Raw genomic sequence first — 20,404 nt, 5'->3', positions numbered from 1 at the left:
AAGGGGTGCCGATGAGGGAGACCGACATCTCCCCCATCGTCTTGCAGTGTGCGGGTCTTTTCGACTGCGGCCTTAGTTGGCGGCCTTGATCTCGCTGACGGCGCGAGAATAGTCCTTCTGTGCGGCGCCGAGATCGCGCAGCAGTTCGTACTTGGTCAGTTCGGCCGGCGTCATCGCCATGTTCGGGTATTGCTCGAGCAGGGCCTTGTCGAGGCTCTCCATGGCGGCCCTGTTCGGCACCTTGTAGAGGATGTTCTCGGCCGCCCAGGCATGGTTGGAAGCATCGAGGATGAAGTTGATGAACTTCATCGCCGCATCCTTCTTCTCCGAATTCTTCATGACGACGATGGTGTCGACCCAGAGATCCGAGCCTTCCTTCGGCACGACGAATTTGATGTCCTTGTTCTCGGTGATGCCGTAGTTGCACCAGCCGTCCCAGGCATGCACCAGCGACGCTTCGCCGGATACCAGCTTGGAGTAGAAGGTCGTGTCGTCATAGGCGAGAAGCGTCTTCTTCGCTTCGATGAGGAGATCCTTGACTTCGGAGATCTTGGCCGGATCCGCTTCGTTGACCGAATAGCCCTTTGCCAGTTCACCCGCAGCCATCAGCCAGCGGTCGGTTGCCAGCATCGTGGTCTTGCCCTTGATGTCGTCGGACGGCTTCAGCAGGTTCATCCAGCTGTCAGGCGTGGTCTTCACCAGGTCGGAGCGATAGCAAAGGCCCGTCGTGCCCCAGGTGTAGGGCACGGAATAGGTGTTGCCCGGGTCATAAGCGAGGTTCGCCGCTTCGGGATAGAGATTGGCGAGGTTCGGAATGGCGGCGCTGTCGAGCGGCTCAACGAGGCCCTGATGGTTCAGGATCTCGGCGAAGGGAGAGGAGACGAAGACGACGTCATAGCCCTTGCCCTGGCTCGCCATCAGCTTGCCCATGATTTCTTCGTTGGTGGCGTGGTTGACCACCTCGATCTCCAGGCCGGTCGCGGCCTTGAAGGTTTCGGCGATATCCTTCGCCATGTAGCCATCCCAGTTCGAGATGACGAGATCGGCAGCATTGGCCGTACCGGCGGCGCCGGCAAGCATGGTCGCTGCGAGCAGCTTCACGGCAAAGGCATTGGTCTTGAAGTATCCGCTCTTGGTTCGCACGGATCTCTCCCCTTTTTGATGATTGTTCCAACCTCATTCGGCGAAGCGTCGGTGGTCCGATCTCGTGTCGCCGTTGGTCGTCAGTATTATTTATAAAAAAAATACGTCAATAGGGATTTTACATTTTCTGAACTGGTGCCAAAATCGCGCTTGGAAGACTTGCGAAACGACGCCACAAAGGCCAGCATGCAGCCTTTGTGAGGGACGGGTGAAGTATGGCGACAGAGCCGGGACGCATTCATCACCGCCATGTGGAATTGGCGCAAAGAATACTGGATTTCGCCAGCGAACGCGGCATGTCGCCGGGCGAGCGGCTCGCCGAGCAGGCGCTTGCTTCGCACTGCAATGTGTCCAGAACGCCGGTGCGAAAGGCGCTTCAGGTGCTGGCCGAGCGCGAGTTGGTGACCGCGGATACCGAAGGCGGTTTTCTGCTCGCGGTCGATCCTGTCGCCCTGCCGCGGCTCGATGATGTCGGAGAGAATGACGGGGAGACGGAAATCTACGGTGCGATCTTGCGGGATCTTTCAGCCGGGCGGATCGCCGAAGCCCAGACGGTCGCAGGTCTCCAGCGGCGTTATGACGTATCGCGCCAGACGGTACAAAACGCGCTACAAAAACTCTCCGAGGACAATCTCGCCGAACGCGGCGCAGGCCAGCAATGGCTGCTCAAGCAGTTTGCGCTTGGCGCCGACGCGGTCGCCAAGTCCTACGAATACCGGCTTGCGACCGAACCGCTGGCGCTCACCTTGCCGGAATTCCGCCGCGACCTGCCGGCGCTGACGTCTCTTCGCCAATCCATGCTGATCCTCCGGAGCATGAGCGAGGCCGATTTCGACCGCAAACTGTTCGAGCGGACGGATTTCGACTTCCACATGCTGGTTGCACGCGGCTGCGGCAATCCCTTCATGGCCGAGGCGCTCGCCAACCACCATCGCAGGCGCCGCGCCAATGCATCAGCCGGTCATGTGAACACCTACCGGCTGATGCAGTCCAATCTCGAGCATATCCAGATTCTCGAGCAGATCGAGCGCGGCCAGATGGAGCTTGCCGCCGATCTAATGCGTGTGCATATACAGCTTTCGCAATCGCTCCGGCCTCGTCTCGCCGGCCGCGGCGTTCCTCCCGCCTTCAAGCTCGTTTCGCGATAAAGTCAGCAAATACAATCCCATGGCCCATCCGAAGACCATCGCCCTGTTCCCAGAAGCCAGCTACGGCGCCGCACTCAACTGCGTCGGTATTGCGCAGGAGCTTCGCCGGCTCGGCGCGCGTCCGGTTTTCATCTGTCATCCGGGTTTCAGCGGCGTGTTTGCCGAATACGGCTTTGCCGAGTATCAGCTCGGTGAGAGCGGCCCGGCCCAGACGACGGACTGGAACGATTTCATCAGCCGGCACCAGGACGCCTTCCGCCAGTCGCCCTTCGAACAGCTGACCACCTATGTCGGGCCGACCTGGGACGCCATCGTCGAGACGGCGATCGGCGTCGAGGAACCGTTGCGTCAACTTCTTGCCCGCCTGAAGCCTGATGCGATCGTACTCGACAACGTGGTAATGTTTCCGGCGATCGCGACGGCCGGTGTCCCTTGGATCCGCGTCGTGTCCTGCGCCGAAACGGAGATCCCGGACCCGCTCGTTCCGCCCTACCTGTCGGGCCTCGGCGGAACGCCGGATGCAGAGTGGAAGACCTTCTCGGCAACCTACGAAAAGGTCACTGCGGCGTCGCACAAGCGCTTTTCCGCCTTCCTCGCCGAATGCGGATTGAAGCCGCCGCCGGCACCGCTTTTCCTCGACGCCTCACCGGATCTCAATCTTCTGCTCGCCCCCGAGATCATCCGTCACCGCCGCGCCGCGCCACTCGATCCCGAACGTTTCATCTTCCTCGATGGCTGCGTCCGGCACGAGACGCCCTATCAGGCGCCGCGTTTTGCCAGCCACAACGACGCCGAACTGGTGCTGACCAGCTTCGGATCGCTCGGTGCGATGGATGTCGACATGCTGCGGCGGATGATCGACGTGTTCGCCAGCCTTCCCTATCGTTTCCTGGTCAATGCCGGCCACTGGCGCGACGAATACGTCCAGGTGCCGGACAACGTGTTCATCGACAGCTGGTTTCCCCAGCCGTCGGTCGTCGAGCAGTCGAGCCTCTTCATCCATCACGGCGGCAACAACAGTTTCTGCGAGGCGCTGTATTACGGCGTTCCGTCGCTGGTCCTGCCCTATTGCTGGGACGGCCACGACAATGCGCGCCGCGCCGAGGAGACCGGCGTTGGCAAACGGCTCGACCGGTATGACTGGGCGCCCGACGAGCTCTCCGACGTCATTAACGGCCTGCTGTCCGACCGGGCGATGCAGGCGCGTCTCAAGGAAAATGCCCGCAAGATGCAGGCCTTCGCCGGGGCAACGCGCGCCGCCGAGGCAATCCTGAAGGTGACCGGTTGAGCGGGCGCCGGACCCTGCTGCGGATGCCGAAAACAAAAGCCAAGAAGGGGAAATCATGAAGCAGAAGCTTTTCATCGATGGTGAGTGGGTATCGCCTGTCAGGGGAGGCACCTTCCCGGTCGTCAATCCGGCGACCGAAGAGGTTATCCACCAGGCGCCCGCGGGTACGGCCGAGGACATCGACCTGGCAGTCAAGGCTGCACGGCGCGCCTTTGACACCGGCCCGTGGCCGAGATTGAGTGGAAGCGAGCGGGCGAAATATCTGCGCGCGATCGCCGCGAGGCTTAATGAGCGCAAGCATGAGCTTGGGCGCCTCGAAGTGATCGACAACGGCAAGCCCTTGCCCGAGGCCGTCTGGGACATCGAGGACACCGCCGGCTGCTTCTCCTACTATGCTGATCTCGCGGAGGAACTGGACCGCAACCCGGAGGAGATCATCGCGCTGGCCGAGCCGCGTTTCTCGTCCAAGGTCGTGCGTGAGCCGATCGGCGTCGCCGGTGCGATCATTCCGTGGAACTATCCGCTGCTGATGGCCTCGTGGAAGGTTGCGCCGGCACTGGCCGCCGGCTGCACCATGGTGCTGAAGCCATCCGAACTCACACCGTTGACGGCGCTGGAACTTGCCGGCATTGCCGAAGAAGTCGGCCTGCCTGCCGGCGTCCTCAATGTCGTGACCGGCCTTGGCCCCGATGCCGGCCAGCCGCTGTCCGAGCATCCGGGTGTCGACAAGCTCGCCTTTACCGGGTCGGTTCCGACCGGTGCCAGGATCATGGCGGCGGCGGCCCGCGACATCAAGAATGTCAGCCTCGAACTTGGCGGCAAGTCGCCCTTCGTCGTCTTTGCCGACAGCGATATCGAAAAGGCCGTTGAATGGATCATGTTCGGCATTTTCTGGAACCAGGGGCAGGTCTGCTCGGCCACCTCCCGCGTGCTGGTCGAGGAGAGCCTCTATCCGGCGCTGATGGAGCGGCTGGTCGCCGAGACCGCAAAGATCAGGATTGGCGACGGTCTGAGTGACGGAACGCTGCTCGGTCCGCTGGTCTCGAGAGGCCAGTATGAAAAGGTTCTTGGCATGATCGAGCGCGGCCGCGCCGAGGGTGCCAAGGTCGCCTTCGGCGGCAAGCGTCCGGCTGGCCTCGACACCGGTTATTTCCTCGAGCCGACGATCCTCACCGACATGAACGAAGACAATTTCGTCTGGCGTGAAGAGATTTTCGGCCCCGTGGTCTGCGTCAAGACCTTCATGGACGAGGCTGATGCTGTCCGCATGGCCAATGACAGCAGGTTCGGCCTGGCCGCCGCCGTCATGTCGAAGGACAAGGCACGCTGCGAGCGCGTCGCCAGGGCCTTCCGTGCCGGGATCGTCTGGATCAACTGCTCGCAGCCGACGTTCACCGAGGCACCCTGGGGCGGCTACAAGCAGTCGGGGATCGGCCGCGAACTCGGCCGCTGGGGGCTTTCGAACTATCTCGAGACGAAGCAGATCACCTCGTTCAACAGCGAGGAACCGTGGGGCTGGTACATCAAATAGCGCCACCTCTGGACGAACGCGCCTAAGGAAAAGGGCGCCCGACCGGCCGGTCGGGCGCCCTTTCGATTGGCTGCAGGCGGAAGTCTCGTCTCAGCTCCGCGGCTTCAGGTTTTCCGGGTCGTAGAGCGGCTTGTAGCCGACGCCAGCGACCTCGACCGGATAGGTCTCGGCAAAATACTCGACATTCAGCTTGCGACCGACCTGGCAGAATTCCCAGGGCAGGTAGGCGAGCGCGATGTTCTTGCCGATGGTCGGGCCGTAGGCGATCGACGTCGTGTAGGAAAGACGACCGAGCGAGTCGACGAGCTGCTTGCCGGTTTCCGGGTCGAGAACCGGCAGTGATCCGACCGGATAGCGCTTCACGCCCTTCGCATCCGTGTTTTCCGTCATCACCAGGGTGCACAGCATGGCCGGCTGATGGTCCCGGGCCTTGTATTCGAGATGCTTGGCCTTGCCGCGGAAATCGGCATCCTTGACCTTCGGACGGGCGAGATCTGCCTCGATCAGGTTGTACTGGGTCAGCAGGTCGCCGTTCTGCAGGCGAAGGCTCTTTTCCATGCGGCGGGAATTGGCATAGGTTTCCACGCCGAAGGCCATGACGCCGGTGGAGCGCAGCGCATCCCAGACGGCGAGACCGTCCTCGTATTTCATGTGCAGTTCCCAGCCTTGTTCGCCGACATAGGAAATGCGGAAGGCAGCGACCGACTTGCCGGCGATCTCGATGGTCTTGATCGCGGCGAAGGGGAAGTTCTCGATGTCGAGACCGGCCGGATCCGCAACAACCTTCTTCAGGTTCTCGCGGGCGTTCGGACCCCAGATGCCGATGGTGATGAACTTTTCCGAGACGTCGGTGATCGTGACGTCGAGGCCACGGTCCTCGGCGACGCGCTTCATGTAATGGAAGTCGCGCGGGCCGGCGTCCGCCCCGTTCACGAGACGGCAGCGGTCGGCCATGCGGAAGACCGTGAAGTCGGCGCGCACCATGCCCTCGTCGTCGAGGAAGTGGGTGTAGATACCCTTGCCGATGTTCGCGTCGCCGCCGATCTTGGCGGCGCAAAGCCATTCGAGCAGCTCGACGTGATCGGGGCCCTCGATATCGACCATGTGGAAGTGGGAAAGGTTGACGATGCCGCAATCCTCGCTCATCGCCAGATGCTCGGCATTCGAGACACGCCAGAAGTGGCGGCTGTCCCACTCGTTCTCACGAACCGGAACGCGATCGCCGTACTTCTCCAGGAGATGCTCGTTGGCCTTGTAGCCATGGGCACGTTCCCAGCCGCCGAGTTCCATGAAGTAGCCGCCGAGCTCGACTTCGCGCTCGTAGAACGGAGAACGCTTGATGTTGCGGCCGGTCGCATAGGGCTCGCGGGTGTGCACTGCCGGGAAGTAGATCTTCTGCGCGGCCTCGTAAGTGCGGCCGTGGATGAAGTCTTCCGTCAACTGGTGCGGGTAGAAGCGGGCATAGTCGATCGAGTTGTGGTCGATCTCGGTGCGGCCGTCGGTCATCCAGTCGGCGATCAGCTTGCCGTAGCCGGGGCCGTCCTTGACCCAGATGGCGACGCAATACCACAGGCCGCGCACCTTCTGGCTTTCGCCGCAGGATGGCCCGCCGGCGGCGGAGACCTGCAGCAGGCCGTTGAAGGAATGGCTCTCGTTGTAGCCGAGCTCGCCGAGGATCGGCGTCAGTTCGATCGCGCGCTCAAGCGGTTCGAGGATCTGCTCCATTTCCAGGTCGCGCTGCGACGGCGACAGGCGCGCTTCGTTCTTTTCGAGAATGTCGCGCGGATGGCAGAGGCGTGGATTGTCGGTTTCGTAATAGCCCCATTCGATCTGGCCGCCCTCGGTGGTCTTCGGGTCGCCCGTGTCGCGCATATAGGCGGAGTTGCCCTGGTCGCGCAGCAGCGGGAAGCCGATTTCCTTGCCGGTGCCTTCGAACTCGTTGTACGGACCGAAGAAGGTGAGCGGGTGATCGACCGGCATGACCGGCAGGTCTTCGCCGACCATTTCGGCGATCAGGCGGCCCCAGATACCGGCGCAGACGATGACGTGGTCGGCCATGATCGTGCCGCGGTGGGTGACGACGCCCTTGATGCGGCCGCCTTCGACGATCAGAGACTGGGCCGGCGTGTTACCGAACATCGTCAGCTTGCCGCTCTTTTCGGCGGCGTCGACCAGCTTGCCGGCGACCGTCTGGCTGCGCGGAATGACGAGGCCGGCATCTGGGTCCCAAAGGCCGCCCTGGACCATGTCTTCCTCGATCAGCGGGAACTTTTCCTTGATCTCGGCCGGCTCGATCAGACGTGCGCGGGTGCCGAAGGCCTTGGCAGAGGTCGCCTTGCGCTTGATTTCTTCCATCCAGGCGTCGTCGCCGGTGCGTGCGACTTCAAGACCGCCGATGCGGGCATAGTGGCCCATCTTCTCGTAGAAATCGATCGAGTATTGCGTCGTCCAGACCGACAGGTAATCGTGGCTGGTCGTGTAGCAGAAGTCGGACGCATGGGCCGTGGAGCCGATGTCGGTCGGGATGCCGGACTTGTCGATACCGACAATGTCGTCCCAGCCGCGTTCGATCAGATGGTGGGCGATGGAGGCACCGACGATGCCACCCAGCCCGATGATGACCACCTTCGCCTTGTTCGGAAATTCTGCCATAACTGCACCCTCGATTTGGAACCGGGCCGGACTCTAGGGCCTGCAATCGCGGAACAGAAGCCTTTTTGCGACATTCTAGGAATGCAGCACGACCAGAATCCGCGAACGTCGGAAACATGACCGGCGAGGGAGCGGGACGAAGGCCAAACTGGCCTTCGTCAAGGCATTGATGGCCACGTTGCGACAGTCACCGTTCCGAGGCGGGGATTGCCACGTCCGACGTTGCTGCATCCCGGCGCCATACGATAATCTTCGGCGTGAAGACCTGAACGGTTTCTCCGTCCTGATTGATCGTCTCACTGCGAAAAGTGACGAGACCCCGCTCGGGCCGGGAGCGTGACGGCGCGATGGTCACCACCTCGCTTTCGACATGAATGCGATCGCCGGGCCGTGTCGCCTTCGGCCAGGCGATCTCGCCGCCCGCCCCGATCAGGCCACCTGCGAGGGGAAGGCTTCCCACCAGCAATCGCATCGTCGTCGCCGCGGTGTGCCACCCGCTCGCCGCAAGGCCACCGAACAGGCTCTGCTCGGCCAGTTCCTCGTCGAGATGGAAGAACTGCGGGTCATAGCGACCCGCAAAGTCCAGGATCTCGTCGAGTTCGAGAATGTGGGCAGCGCTCGTGAAGCGCTGCCCGATCTCAAGATCTTCGAGATAGAGCCTTTTGCCCTGCAGGATGGCGCTCATGTCTCTTGATCCCCGCTTCAGCCGATCAGCGTCGCGTCCGGCGATCGCTTGGCATACTCGTCGAGAACGATCTGGCGGATCGCCGTCTTGAGCAGCTTACCGGTCGCCGTGTGCGGCAGTTCCTCGACGATGATGACGTCGTCGGGAATGCTCCACTTGGAAATCTTGCCGGTATAGACGTCGAGCATGTCGTGGCGGGTGAACGTCTGGCCGGGCTTGACCACTACGACGAGAACGGGACGTTCGCCCCAACGGGCGTCGGGAGCGGCGACCACGGCCGCTTCCTTGATCGCCGGGTGAGCCTGCGCAATGTTTTCCAGCTCGATCGAGCTGATCCACTCGCCGCCGGATTTCACCACGTCCTTGGTGCGGTCGACGATCTGCACGAAGCCGTCCTCGTCCATGGTGACGACGTCGCCCGTGTCAAACCAGCCTTCGACGGCATGCGCCGGGCTCTTGTCCGTGTTGTAGTAGCCGGACGCCACCCAGGGGCCACGCACCAGCATGGCGCCGAAGGCCTTGCTGTCGCGCGCCACTTGTTTTCCGTCGCTGCCGTCGATGCGGAATTCCATGCCGAACAGCGGGCGTCCCTGCTTGGATTCGAGCATGAGCCGCTGCTCCGCCGAGAGCTTTTCGTGCTTGGGGAGGAGCGTCGCCGCAAGCCCGATCGGGCTCGTTTCCGTCATGCCCCAGGCATGGCGAACCGTGACGCCCATGTTGTGGAAGCGGCTGATCATGATCGGCGGCGTGGCGGAGCCGCCGATGGCGACGCGCTTCAGGCTCGTGAACTTCTGGCCATGGGCATCCATCCAGTCGAGCAGGCCGAGCCAGACCGTCGGCACGCCGGCGGTCGCCGTCACGCCTTCGCTTTCGAACAGCGAATGCAGGCTGGCGCCATCGAGGTTCGGGCCGGGCATCACGAGCTTCGCCCCGACCATCGGGGCCGCGAACGGCAGGCCCCAGGCATTGACGTGGAACATCGGCACGACCGGCACGACCGCGTCATTGGCCGAAAGGCTGAGCACGTCCATGAAGCTGATCGCCATGGCATGCAGCACGCTGGAGCGGTGGCTGTAGAGCACGCCCTTCGGATCGCCGGTGGTGCCCGAGGTATAGCACAGGCCGGATGCGGTGTTCTCGTCGAACACCGGCCATTCGAACTCGTCGGGCTCTTTGGCAATCAGCGTCTCGTAGCAGACGAGGTTCGGCAGCACCTCCGACTTCGGCATATGCGCCTCGTCGGTCATGATGACGACGGCCTTCAGCGGTGCCAGCCGGTCGGCCAGCGCCTCTAGGATCGGCAGGAAGGTGAGGTCGGAAAAGAGCACGCTGTCGCCGGCATGCTCGATGATGTAGCCGATCTGCTCGCGGAAGAGCCGCGGGTTGATCGTGTGGCACACGAAGCCCGAGCCGGAAACACCGTAATAGAGCTCCATGTGGCGATAGCCGTTCCAGGCAAGCGTGCCCACCCGGTCGCCATGCTCAAGGCCGAGCTTCTTGAGCGCGTTGGCGAGCTTCTGGCTGCGCTTTGAAAGATCCGCATAGGTGTAGCGATGGATGGGACCTTCTACGGTCTTCGAGACAACTTCCGTGCCGCCGTGATAGGTCGCTGCGTGACGCAGGATCGACGACACGAGCAGCGGTGTATTCATCATCATGCCAAGCATGGTCTTCTCCTCCCGAGATAGAGTAGTTCCAGCAAAAGTGTGAGGCGGTTTTCGTCAGAAATTACGTGGAAACAAAGAGATAGAGCATTGAAGGCGACTTCGTTTTCGCCGGAAATGCTCTGGGTCTCGATCAGAACAGGTCGGCGTCGAGCGCCATGATGTCGGCGGCGCCGGCGCGGATGGCCGCGTCGAGCGCCACGGTCTGCGGCAGCAGGCGGGCCGCAAAGAAGCGGGCAAGCGCGAGCTTGCGCTGCTTCAGCGGCGTCGTTGCGTCGGCCGAGGCTTTTTCGGCCATGCGCACCCAGAGCCAGCCGAAGCTCACCAGCGCGAAGAAGCGCAGGTAGTCGGTGGCGCTCGCTCCGGCCTCCACCGGATCGGCACCCTTGGCCAGCAAGTCTTCCGTCAGTTTTTCGAGCCGTGCAAGGGCCTCGATGACAGAGGCCTTCACCGTTTCCAGTTCGGCCGGACCCTTCGTGGTCGAAAGGTCATCGCGCACCAGCGCGAAGAAGCCGCGCGCCACGGCGCCGTTTTCCATCGGCAGCTTGCGGCCGACGAGGTCCATGGCCTGCACGCCGTTGGTGCCCTCATAGATCTGGGCGATGCGGGCATCGCGCACATACTGTTCCATGCCCCATTCGCGGATATAGCCGTGGCCGCCGAACACCTGCTGCGACTGGACGGCGATCTCGAAGCCGAAATCGGTGAAGGCGGCCTTCACCACGGGCGTCAGCAGCGCGACGAGGCCGTCGGCCTTGCGGCGGGCTTCCGCATCCGGGTGACGGGCGGCGATGTCCATCTGCAAGGCGGTCCAGATGGCGAGCGCGCGGCCGGCCTCGGTCAGCGAGCGGCCGGTCAGCAGCATCTTGCGCACATCGGCATGCTCGATGATCGGTACGGGGCCGCGCGCACCGTCGGCGGAGCGGCCCTGCAGGCGCTCGCGGGCATAGGCGACGGCCTTCTGGTTGGCGGCCTCGCCGATGCCGAGACCCTGGATGCCGACGAACAGGCGTTCGGCATTCATCATCGTGAACATGGCGTTGAGGCCGCGGCCGGGCTCTCCGACCAGCCAGCCGATGGCGCCGTCATAATTCATCACGCAGGTCGGCTGGGCGTGAATGCCCATCTTGTGCTCCAGCGAGCCGACCGACATGCGGTTGCGCTCACCGAGTGAGCCGTCCTGCCTGACCAGGAACTTGGGCGACAGGAACAGGCTGATGCCCTTCACGCCCTTCGGTGCATCGGGCAGGCGTGCCAGCACCAGATGCACGATGTTGCCGCCGAAATCCTGGTCGCCGGAGGAAATGAAGATCTTGGTGCCCTTGATGGCGTAGGAGCCGTCGCCCACCGGTTCGGCGCGGGTGGTGAGCAGGCCGAGATCGGTGCCGGCGGAGGATTCGGTGAGCGCCATCGCGCCCGTCCATTCGCCGGAGATCATCTTCGGCAGATATGTCTGCTTCAGCTCGTCGCTCGCATGATGGGCGATCGCCTCAACCGCGCCGCGCGTCAGGCCCGGAAACAGACCGAAGGAGAGGTTGGCGGAAGACAGCATCTCGTCCAGCAGGATCTGCAACGCGCGCGGCAGGCCCTGTCCGCCGAATTCGGGATCGCCTGACAGCCCGCCCCAACCGGCCTCGACAAAGGCCTTGTAGGCGTCGGCGACGCCCCTAGGCGTCGTCACCAGCCCGTCTTCCAGCTTGCAGCCTTCCTCGTCGCCGGGGCGGTTGAGCGGTTCGAGGATTTCGGCGCAGAACTTGCCGCCCTCCTCGAGAACGCTCGTTGCGAGTTCCGTATTGACCTCTTCAAAGCCGGGAAGGGCGGCCATCTGCGCGTCGAAGTCGAAGACCTCGCCGAGCAGGAAGGAGATGTCGTCGACGGGAGGGATATAACCAGCCATGGGAGTTTCCTTGCCTCTTCTTGTTCAGTTGCGCAGCGGTTTGCCGGTCGAAAGCATGTGCTTGACGCGGTCCACGGTTGCGGGTGTTGCGAGCAGGTCGACGAATGCCTCGCGCTCCAGCGCGATCACATCGTCTTCCGTGAGCGGTTTCAGCGGATCGGCGGAAGGGCCGCCGGTCAGAACATTGGCAAGCGCCCGCCCGACTACCCCGTCATGCGCGGTGGCCCGACCGGCGAGCGCTTCGCTCTCGATGATGTTGTGGATCGCGGAAGCTCCCGACGGGCCGGCCATGGCGATCACCGGCGGTTCCGGCGCGACATAGCCTTCGGCGAGCGACAGCGCCTTTGCCTTGGCGTCGGCAATCAGCCGGCTGCGGTTCATGGTGATGCCGTCGGTGGCCTTGAGATAGCCGAGGTTGCGGGCATCGAAAGCGCTGGCCGAAACCCTGGCCGGCGCGATCAGGTTGAAGGCCGCAATCGCAGGCGCGACCGGCCCGCGCAGCAAGGCGGTCGATGCCGAGAAGCGCAGCATCATTTCCTTGCAGCCGCCCCAGCCTGGAACGACGCCGATGCGGGTTTCGACGAGGCCGATGGAAAGTTCCGCATGGGCCTGGATGGCGTCGCAGTGGAGCAGGATCTCGCAGCCGCCGCCGAGCGCCAGCCCGGCTGCCGCACCGACCACCGGGAAGGGGGCGTATTTCACCGCCTTGAAGGTGCGGTGGCCATGGTCGATAAAGGCGCCCAGAGCCTCGCGTCCACCCTCTTCCACCGTGTCGAGGAAGACGCGCAGGTCGGCGCCGGCGCTGAACACGGCAGCGTCGCTGCCGATCACCAGCGCCTTGAAGTCCTTTGCCGTTCGTTCGACGGCCGTGTTGATGGCGTCGAGAAGGGCGGGATTGTAGGTGTTCATCTTGGTACGGAACTCGAGGCAGGCAACGCCGTCGCCGAGATCCCAGAGGCTCGCCGCACCCCAGTCCTCGACCGGATTGCCGGCGAGCTTGAGGTCGGAAAGGAGCTGCACGCCGTCGCCCTTGGCAATCGGTTCGACCGTGCCGTCAGGCAGGAGGTTGGCGCGCTTGCCGTCGACGACCGAATAGAAGCCGCCCTTTTCGGTTGCGAGCGACAGGTAGGCGGGGACAGTAACGCCGCGCGTTTCGAGCCGCGCCTTCAGCCAGCCGGCGCCGAGCCGGTCGATCAGTTCGAACGGACCCTGCTTCCAGCCGTAGCCGGTGCGCATGGCCTCATCCACGGCATCCGGCGTGTCGGCGATATCCGGCACCAGCGACGCGGCATAGGCGAGCGCCTTTTCCATGACGATCGCAGCATAGCGGCCGCCGAGGCCGGGATGTTCCATCAGCGCACGCGGATCGCCGCCCGAGGCATCGAGGCTCTCGGAGGAAACCGCCTTCTGCGGCCGGTAGTCGCCGGTTTTCAGATCGGTCACGTCGCGCGACTTGCGGTCGGGCGAAAGCCGCACGAAGCCGGCGCCGCTTTTGCGGCCGAGACGGTTTTCCGCGATCATGCGCGCGATCAGCGCCGGTTCGGCGTCGTAGTCCTTCACCGCATCGCCTTCCGGCGTCGCGTTCTGCAGGCTGCGCAGGATGGTCGGCATCAGGTCGATGCCGACGAGATCCAGCAGGCCGAAGATGCCGGTGGAGGGAATGCCGAAGGGCTTGCCGATGATGGCGTCGGCTTCCTCGAGATCGAGGCCGAGTTCGATGGCCTCGTTTTGCGCCACCACCATCCAGTAATTGCCGATGCGGTTGCCGATGAAGCCGGGCGTATCCTTGCAGACGACAACGCTCTTGCCGAGGTCGCGATCCGCGAAGTCACGGATCGTCGCGGTCACTTCAGGCTTGGTCGCCTTGCCCGAGACGAGTTCCAGCAGCCGCATGATGCGCGGCGGATTGAAGAAATGGGTGATGAGGAAGTCTGCGGCGAAACCTTCCGGCAGCCCATCGACCAGCGAATGCAGCGGAATGGTCGAGGTGTTGGAAGAGACGATGGAGCCCTTCTTCCTGATGCCGTCGATGGCGCGGTAGAGCGTCTGCTTGATTTCCAGCTTTTCCGCGACAGCCTCGACGATCCAGTCGGCGTCGGCGATCAGCGCGAGGTCGTCCTTCGTCGAGCCGGTGGTGATGCGCGCCGCGAAGGCCGGGTCCATGAAGCCATTGGCCTTGAGCTGGCGGGCGACGCCGCCGTCGGCGAACTTCTTCTCCATGTCGAGCAGCACCACGTCGAGCCCTGCATTGGCGAGATGGGCGGCGATGCCCGAACCCATGACGCCCGCGCCGATGACGGCGGCTTTTTTGATCTCAGCCATGATCAAGCGGCCTCCAGAACCATGGCGATGCCCTGACCGCCGCCGATGCACTGGGTGGCGAGCGCATGGCGTCCGCCGTCGCGCTTCAGGAGCAGCGACGCCTTGCCGACGAGGCGGGCACCGGTCGCGCCCAGCGGGTGGCCGAGCGCGATTGCGCCGCCGTCGCGGTTGAGGCGGGTGGGATCGATGTCGAGGTCACGGCAGCAGGAGAGAACCTGCACGGCGAAGGCTTCGTTCATTTCGATCACGTCGAGTTTACCTGCGGAAATGCCGGCGCGCTTCAGCGCCTTGCGGCTGGCCTCGACCGGGCCGATGCCCATGATCTCGGGCGCGCAGCCGGAAATGGCATATCCTGAGATGCGCGCGAGCGGTGTCAGGTTATGGCGCTTCACGAAGTCTTCCGAACAGACCAGCGTCGCGGATGCGCCGTCGGTGAGCGGCGAGGAGTTGCCGGCCGTGACCGAACCACCGGCCTTGAAGGCGGTCTTGAGGCCCGCGAGCTTTTGCGTGTCCGTCTCGCGCGGACAGCCATCGGCGGTGACATCGCCGATAGGGGCGATCTCGGCGGCGAGCCTTCCATCGGCGCGGGCGGCGAGCGCCTTTTTCTGGCTCTCCAGCGAATAGGCGTCCTGTTCTTCGCGTGAGATACCGTAGCGGTCGGCGAGGTTTTCGGCGGTCAGTCCCATGTTGAGGAAGGCCATGCGCTGGGCGTCGCTCCAGGCCGGGTTCGGCATCGGGTTGAAGCCCATCATCGGCACGCGGCTCATGCTTTCCACGCCGCCCGCGACGAAGGCGTCACCCGCGCCCATGGCGATTGCGCCGGCGGCCATCTGGATCGCCTGCATGGAGGAGCCGCACCAGCGGTTGACCGTGGAGCCGCCGACCGATTGAGGAAGTCCGGCGATCAGTGCGGCGCAGCGGGCGATGTTGAGACCCTGTTCGCCCTCGGCAAAGGCGCAGCCGAGGTTCACGTCCTCGATTTCGGCCGGATCGATGCCGGAGCGGCCGACCAGCGCCTTGATGACGGCGGCTGCGAGATCATCCGGGCGAACGCCGGCAAGCGCGCCGCGATAGGCGGGCGCAAAGGGGCTGCGCAGATAGTCGACGATATAGATTGCGTTCATGGTCTTCTTCTTCAGGTTCTCGTCTGGCGGGGTTACGCGACGCCTCTGACGCCGATCTGGCTGGAGCGCGGCTTTGCCCGTGTGGCTGGTTGGTTCTCGAGCGGTTGCCCTGCTTCTTTCACGTGGTGGGTGGGTCTTCAGGTGGGATGAAGGGGTTCTTCATGCCGCGCGGCGGACCGCACTTTTTGCCGGGTGCCTAGGACCGGTGACTTCAAACCGAAACGGCTCGCCGTTTCGCCGCTTTGTGCAATTGCCTGAGACAATCCGATCAATCGTCCGTCCTCCAACAGGAAACAACATGTATCAAACGATTGTTACAGTTCGCAAGTGCGAAATTTCGGATGCCTCGATCCGGCCAGAATTCGCCGTTTGGGAAAAACGCCGGTCTGCGCTAATAGCGTTGACGAGATGGGATCGTGCACAACAAGAAATGCCGGGAGAGCCAATGACTGAAGGGGACGGCCAGGACAAGACGCGCCCGCTGCAGAGCAGGCTCGGCGGAGCGTTGGCGCAAAGCGATCTCAGCGAGCGCCACCGGGATATCCTGGAGGCCGCGGCCCTTCTCTTTGCCGAGCGCGGCTATGCTGCGACCTCGGTGCGCGACATCGGCGAGCGTGTCGGCCTGCTCGGCGGCTCGCTCTATCACTACATCAAGTCGAAGGAAGCACTGTTCGTCCGCATCCACGATCTCGCCTTGCAGGTTGCCGAGGACCGGATCCGTGCAGCCATGGCCAGCATCGAGGATCCCTGGGCAAGGCTCGAGGCGGCCTGTGTCACCATGATGGAAATCCAGCTCGACCCCGACTCCTTGACCATGCCGCTGATGAACGATTTCGCCTCGGCACCGGCAGAGATCCGCAGTCGGCTCGTGGAGAAGCGCGACGCCTTCGAACATATCTTCCGCGAGCTGATTGCCGATCTGCCGCTCGATCCGGCGCTTGACCGTGGCGTCTATCGCCTGCTGCTGCTCACCTTGCTCAACAACATCAGTGGCTGGTATCGGCCCGGCCGCATGACGCCGGAAGAAATCGGCCGCCAGATCGTCCGCATCTTCCGGCATGAGGCCGACGAGGTGACGGCCAAGCGATGATATTATGCTGAGCGCGCAAAGACCCCGTTTGCCGATTTGGCTGGGCTCGCGATGCGCTGCCCCTCGTCGGTTCGGAAGGCCCCGAGCTGGCCGCGCAGCTTGCCCGTTTCCCTGGCGAGGGATTGGGTGGCCGCATTGGTCTCCTCAACCATGGCCGCATTTTGCTGCGTGATCTGGTCGAGCTGACCGATCGTCGCGCTGATTTCCGCGAGCGCAACGGACTGTTCCCTGGACGATTGCACGATGGTCTCGACCTGCTGGTTGATCTGCTGCACATGCGTTTCGATGCCGGCAAGCGCCTCACCCGTGTGCCCGACCAACGCCACGCCGCTGGCCACGTCGCGAGACGAGCGCTCGACAAGTCCCTTGATTTCCCGTGCCGCTACCGCTGAGCGCTGGGCAAGTTCGCGGACCTCCTGGGCAACCACGGCAAAGCCCTTGCCGGCCTCACCGGCGCGGGCCGCCTCGACGCCGGCATTGAGCGCCAGGAGATTTGTCTGGAAGGCGATCTCGTCGATAACACCGATGATTTGTCCGATCTGGTCCGACGATCGTGCGATCTCCCGCATGGCCGAAACCGTGTTGGCGACGATTTGCGTTGCCTCCGCCGCATCGTTGGTGGCGGTACCAACAGCAGATCGTGCCTCCTCGGCACCGCTTGCCGACATCTTCACGGCGGTTGCGACTTCTTCCAGCGCGGCAGCCGCCTCCTCGAGAGCCGCTGCCTGGCCGGCCGTGCGACGGGCCAGATCGTCGGCGGCGCCCTGAAGGTCTTTGCAGCCGTCGTTGATTGACGTGGCATTCGAACTGGCCACGGACACGAGCCTCTCGAGAGTGTTCATTGAAGCGTTGAAAGCGATCCGCAGCGGTTCGAGGCTTGAGGACAGCGGCTGCTCGATGCGATGTTGGAGATTGCCGTCGGCGAGCGCCCCAAGCCCCTGGCCGAGTTCGGCGAGCGCCAGTTCCAGTTCTTCAGCCCGTCGTGCGCGCTCCCGTTCGACGCTTTCTGCCTCCGCCTGCCGCTCTGCGGCGCGTTGCAGATCCTCTATGCGCTCTAGCTCGACCTTATGCTTCGCGGCCGCGATGGCATGACCGACCGCGCGTGCCATCGCCCCGGTCTCATCCTTCGAGTCCATCGCGTCGATCGTGACGTCGGCCTTGCCGCTTGCCAGGTCTTCCACCGCAGACGTCAGTCTCCGCATCGGACGCACGACGCCGAGCCCGATCCAGATCGACAAGATGAGCGCCGACGAGCCGGCAATTGCCAATATGGAGCCGATGAGCACGAGCGCCGTGGTCTCGCGACGCGCCAGATTGACGGCATCCTCGCGGATCCTGGACATGATTTCCTTCTCGACCTGCCGCATGATGTTGATGCGGTCTGTCGCGGCGGCATACCACTTGCCGGCGTCCCAGCCTGAAAGGTCGGCATGCTCCCCGGCTGCCAGCAACCGTGAACGGATCGCGGCGAGCTCCCTCTGGGCGTCGGGGCGGATGGCTTCAAGGGTCGCTTCGGCCGTGAGATTGACTGTGCTCAAACCGTCCAGCAGGGTGGATTGTGCACCGTAAAGAGCGGAGAGCCGCAGGATCGTTGTACCGTCGATTTGACCCGACGAGAGAACGCCGTTCCCGAGTGCGCGTTCCTGTCCGGCATACTCCTTGGCGAGCGACAGCTGATTGTAGGCATTGATCTCGTTGCCGAGTTGTCCCGCCATGCCGCTGTCGGCCAGTGATTGCGGGATGGCCAGGAGCCTGCCGACCAGTTCGACATAGGCCGCATTGCTCTGGGCGACCGTGACGGCGGTCCCGTCTATCTCTCCGCGGATCTTCAGAACGTCTTCGTGCAGGAGCCGTCCGATGTTTCTGGCGGCGTCGCCGAGGTAAGCGGTGTCTGCTGACTGCAGCGCGACGGCAAGTTCGTCGAATCGGGCGCGGGCTTTTGCGAGCCGCTCGCGGGCCTCCGTACGCTTGCTGCCGAGATATCCCGCGCTTTCTCCGCGTTCGGTCTGCAATTGATGGACCGTTTCGCCGACGGCCACGATGTAGTCGCTGACGGTCACCAGTAATGTGGCCTGGCGATAGGATTCCAGGTTTCTGCCGATGCGATCATAGGCGAGCCCGGCGACGAGAAACAGGGGAAGGGCGACCGCAAGCAGAATCCGCTTGGTGATCGAGACATTGGACAAACGCATGGACGACAGCTCCGAAGATACCGGCGTCATGCCGAGCGGCCACGGTTCATCCGTGGCAAGGAAGTTCGAGCTTGTCGGTAGACGGTATAGCGCCTGGCGTCTTTGTTGTGTCGCAAAGAACTCAACCGAAGCGCGCAAGGGTTGGCTGGCAGATGCCAGCGAATTTCGGGCGGCTCCGCAGGGCCGCCCGAAATTCGGCAATTAGCCTTCGAAGCGATAGCGCTCGATCGATTCCGGCTTCATCTCGATCGAGAAGCCTGGCAGGGACGGCGGCATGTAGGCGGCGTTCTCGATCCGGCAGGGATCGATGAAATGCTCATGCAGGTGATCGACGAACTCGATCACGCGGCCTTCCTTCGTGCCGGACACGGCCACATAGTCGATCATCGACAGATGCTGGACATATTCGCAAAGGCCAACGCCGCCGGCATGCGGCCAGACCGGAAGGTTGTACTTCGCCGCCATCAGCAGCACCGCCAGCACTTCGTTCAAGCCACCCATGCGGCAGGAATCGATCTGCACGATATCGATCGCGCCGCCGGCGATCATCTGCTTGAAGACGATGCGGTTCTGGCACATCTCGCCGGTCGCGACCTTGACCGGGGCGACCGCCTCGCGGATCGCCTTGTGACCGGCGATATCGTCGGGGCTCGTCGGTTCCTCGATGAAGAACGGTTTGTAGACCGAAAGTTCCTTCACCCAGTCGATCGCCTCTCCGACTTCCCAGACCTGGTTGGCGTCGATCATCATGTAGCGGTCGTCGCCGATCACCTCGCGCGCGATCCGGAGACGGCGCTTGTCGTCCTCGAGGTCACGGCCGACCTTCATCTTGATATGGGTAAAGCCCTGGTCGACCGCCTCCTGGCAGAGGCGCCGCAGCTTGTCGTCGTCATAGCCGAGCCAGCCCGCGGACGTGGTGTAGCAGGCATAGCCCTCGTTTTCGAGCGTGGCGATGCGCGCGGCCTTGCCGGCTTCGGCCTTTTTCAGGATCGCCAGCGCTTCGTCCGGCGTCAGCGCATCGGTGAGGTAGCGGAAATCGACGATCGAGACGATCTCTTCCGGGCTCATCTCGGCGACGAGGCGCCAGACCGGCTTGCCGGCCTGCTTGGCAAGGAGATCCCATACGGCGTTGACAACGGCGCCGGTCGCGAGATGCATTGCGCCCTTGTCCGGGCCGATCCAGCGCAGCTGGCTGTCGCCGGTGATGAAACGCCAGAAGCGGCCCGGATTGGCCTTGATCCAGTCGAGATCGAGACCGACGACGAGATGCTCCAGTGCATCGATCGCCGCGCAGCAGATTTCGTTGCCGCGGCCGATGGTGAAGGTAAGCCCGTGGCCTTCCAGCCCTGGCGCGTCCGTGCCGAGAACGACATAGGCCGCCGAATAATCCGGGTCCGGGTTCATCGCGTCCGAGCCATCGAGGCTCTGCGAGGTGGGGAAGCGCAAGTCGATCGAGCGCAGGCTGGTGATTTTGGTCATGGGTCTATGCCTTGGTTCTGCGATTGTATTACGCGTCGGCCCTGAACGTCTGCTTCTGCGTTCCGAGGCCATGGATTCCGAGTTCGACGGTGTCGCCGGCTTTCAGGTAACGGGGCGGCTTCATGCCCATGCCGACGCCGGGGGGTGTGCCGGTGGAGATGACGTCGCCGGGATGCAGGCTCATGAACT

At 63.4% G+C, this 20,404-nt stretch carries 14 protein-coding genes; 4 read left to right on the top strand and 10 right to left on the bottom strand.

The window, feature by feature from the left end; translation table 11 throughout:
- Positions 1-72: 72 nt before the first annotated feature.
- Positions 73-1,143, bottom strand: coding sequence for a polyamine ABC transporter substrate-binding protein (locus HHL25_RS20795; protein WP_315853105.1), 1,071 nt, complete (start codon positions 1,141-1,143; stop codon positions 73-75).
- A 215-nt stretch (positions 1,144-1,358) separates the two neighbouring features.
- Here HHL25_RS20795 and HHL25_RS20790 point away from each other — a divergent pair, with 215 nt between their 5' ends.
- Genes HHL25_RS20790 through HHL25_RS20780 form a run of 3 tightly spaced genes read left to right on the top strand, consistent with a single transcriptional unit; the run spans position 1,359 to position 5,110 of the window.
- Positions 1,359-2,291, top strand: a complete 933-nt coding sequence (locus HHL25_RS20790; protein ID WP_169595154.1) for a GntR family transcriptional regulator — start codon at positions 1,359-1,361, stop codon at positions 2,289-2,291.
- Positions 2,292-2,310: 19 nt separating this feature from the next.
- Positions 2,311-3,579, top strand: coding sequence for a glycosyltransferase (locus HHL25_RS20785; RefSeq protein WP_169595153.1), 1,269 nt, complete (start codon positions 2,311-2,313; stop codon positions 3,577-3,579).
- Positions 3,580-3,634: 55 nt separating this feature from the next.
- Positions 3,635-5,110 (top strand): aldehyde dehydrogenase family protein, encoded by a 1,476-nt coding sequence (locus HHL25_RS20780; protein ID WP_169595152.1) that lies wholly within the window; start codon positions 3,635-3,637, stop codon positions 5,108-5,110.
- 90 nt (positions 5,111-5,200) lie between these two features.
- Here HHL25_RS20780 and HHL25_RS20775 read toward each other — a convergent pair whose 3' ends face one another.
- The 6 genes from HHL25_RS20775 to HHL25_RS20750 form a co-directional block, all read right to left on the bottom strand.
- Positions 5,201-7,762, bottom strand: coding sequence for a GcvT family protein (locus HHL25_RS20775; RefSeq protein ID WP_169595151.1), 2,562 nt, complete (start codon positions 7,760-7,762; stop codon positions 5,201-5,203).
- A gap of 187 nt (positions 7,763-7,949) precedes the next feature.
- Entirely contained in the window at positions 7,950-8,447 is a 498-nt protein-coding gene (locus HHL25_RS20770) for a MaoC family dehydratase (RefSeq protein WP_169595150.1), read from the bottom strand.
- Positions 8,448-8,464: 17 nt separating this feature from the next.
- The gene (locus HHL25_RS20765; RefSeq protein WP_169595149.1) at positions 8,465-10,114 is read right to left on the bottom strand and encodes a long-chain-fatty-acid--CoA ligase; all 1,650 of its coding nucleotides are present in this window, start codon (positions 10,112-10,114) and stop codon (positions 8,465-8,467) included.
- A 130-nt stretch (positions 10,115-10,244) separates the two neighbouring features.
- Positions 10,245-12,008, bottom strand: a complete 1,764-nt coding sequence (locus HHL25_RS20760) for an acyl-CoA dehydrogenase C-terminal domain-containing protein (RefSeq protein ID WP_169595148.1) — start codon at positions 12,006-12,008, stop codon at positions 10,245-10,247.
- Positions 12,009-12,032: 24 nt separating this feature from the next.
- Positions 12,033-14,330, bottom strand: coding sequence for a 3-hydroxyacyl-CoA dehydrogenase/enoyl-CoA hydratase family protein (locus HHL25_RS20755; RefSeq protein ID WP_169595147.1), 2,298 nt, complete (start codon positions 14,328-14,330; stop codon positions 12,033-12,035).
- A 2-nt stretch (positions 14,331-14,332) separates the two neighbouring features.
- The gene (locus tag HHL25_RS20750) at positions 14,333-15,454 is read right to left on the bottom strand and encodes a thiolase family protein (protein WP_169595146.1); all 1,122 of its coding nucleotides are present in this window, start codon (positions 15,452-15,454) and stop codon (positions 14,333-14,335) included.
- Positions 15,455-15,899: 445 nt separating this feature from the next.
- Here HHL25_RS20750 and HHL25_RS20745 point away from each other — a divergent pair, with 445 nt between their 5' ends.
- The gene (locus HHL25_RS20745) at positions 15,900-16,544 is read left to right on the top strand and encodes a TetR/AcrR family transcriptional regulator (RefSeq protein WP_169595145.1); all 645 of its coding nucleotides are present in this window, start codon (positions 15,900-15,902) and stop codon (positions 16,542-16,544) included.
- A gap of 2 nt (positions 16,545-16,546) precedes the next feature.
- Here the strand turns inward: HHL25_RS20745 and HHL25_RS20740 are convergent, their stop codons facing one another.
- The 3 genes from HHL25_RS20740 to HHL25_RS20730 all read right to left on the bottom strand — a co-directional run.
- Positions 16,547-18,736, bottom strand: coding sequence for a methyl-accepting chemotaxis protein (locus tag HHL25_RS20740; protein WP_169595144.1), 2,190 nt, complete (start codon positions 18,734-18,736; stop codon positions 16,547-16,549).
- 201 nt (positions 18,737-18,937) lie between these two features.
- The gene (locus tag HHL25_RS20735) at positions 18,938-20,215 is read right to left on the bottom strand and encodes an L-fuconate dehydratase (protein WP_169595143.1); all 1,278 of its coding nucleotides are present in this window, start codon (positions 20,213-20,215) and stop codon (positions 18,938-18,940) included.
- A 28-nt stretch (positions 20,216-20,243) separates the two neighbouring features.
- On the bottom strand, positions 20,244-20,404 hold a 161-nt coding region (locus HHL25_RS20730), incomplete at its 5' end, for a fumarylacetoacetate hydrolase family protein (RefSeq protein WP_205927962.1).

This window comes from Rhizobium terricola (assembly GCF_012927355.1).
GTDB lineage: Bacteria > Pseudomonadota > Alphaproteobacteria > Rhizobiales > Rhizobiaceae > Allorhizobium > Allorhizobium terricola.
Note: the sequence above shows the minus strand (reverse complement) of the source record. Positions and strands in the feature narration are given on the sequence as shown.

Bases quoted from the DNA above. Each gene is read 5' to 3' on its own strand.
- HHL25_RS20740 (WP_169595144.1), bottom strand. From the start codon at position 18,736: ATGCGTTTGTCCAATGTCTCGATCACCAAGCGGATTCTGCTTGCGGTC.
- HHL25_RS20780 (WP_169595152.1), top strand. From the start codon at position 3,635: ATGAAGCAGAAGCTTTTCATCGATGGTGAGTGGGTATCGCCTGTCAGG.
- HHL25_RS20735 (WP_169595143.1), bottom strand. From the start codon at position 20,215: ATGACCAAAATCACCAGCCTGCGCTCGATCGACTTGCGCTTCCCCACC.
- HHL25_RS20750 (WP_169595146.1), bottom strand. From the start codon at position 15,454: ATGAACGCAATCTATATCGTCGACTATCTGCGCAGCCCCTTTGCGCCC.
- HHL25_RS20765 (WP_169595149.1), bottom strand. From the start codon at position 10,114: ATGCTTGGCATGATGATGAATACACCGCTGCTCGTGTCGTCGATCCTG.
- HHL25_RS20755 (WP_169595147.1), bottom strand. From the start codon at position 14,330: ATGGCTGAGATCAAAAAAGCCGCCGTCATCGGCGCGGGCGTCATGGGT.
- HHL25_RS20775 (WP_169595151.1), bottom strand. From the start codon at position 7,762: ATGGCAGAATTTCCGAACAAGGCGAAGGTGGTCATCATCGGGCTGGGT.
- HHL25_RS20745 (WP_169595145.1), top strand. From the start codon at position 15,900: ATGACTGAAGGGGACGGCCAGGACAAGACGCGCCCGCTGCAGAGCAGG.
- HHL25_RS20770 (WP_169595150.1), bottom strand. From the start codon at position 8,447: ATGAGCGCCATCCTGCAGGGCAAAAGGCTCTATCTCGAAGATCTTGAG.
- HHL25_RS20760 (WP_169595148.1), bottom strand. From the start codon at position 12,008: ATGGCTGGTTATATCCCTCCCGTCGACGACATCTCCTTCCTGCTCGGC.
- HHL25_RS20790 (WP_169595154.1), top strand. From the start codon at position 1,359: ATGGCGACAGAGCCGGGACGCATTCATCACCGCCATGTGGAATTGGCG.
- HHL25_RS20785 (WP_169595153.1), top strand. From the start codon at position 2,311: ATGGCCCATCCGAAGACCATCGCCCTGTTCCCAGAAGCCAGCTACGGC.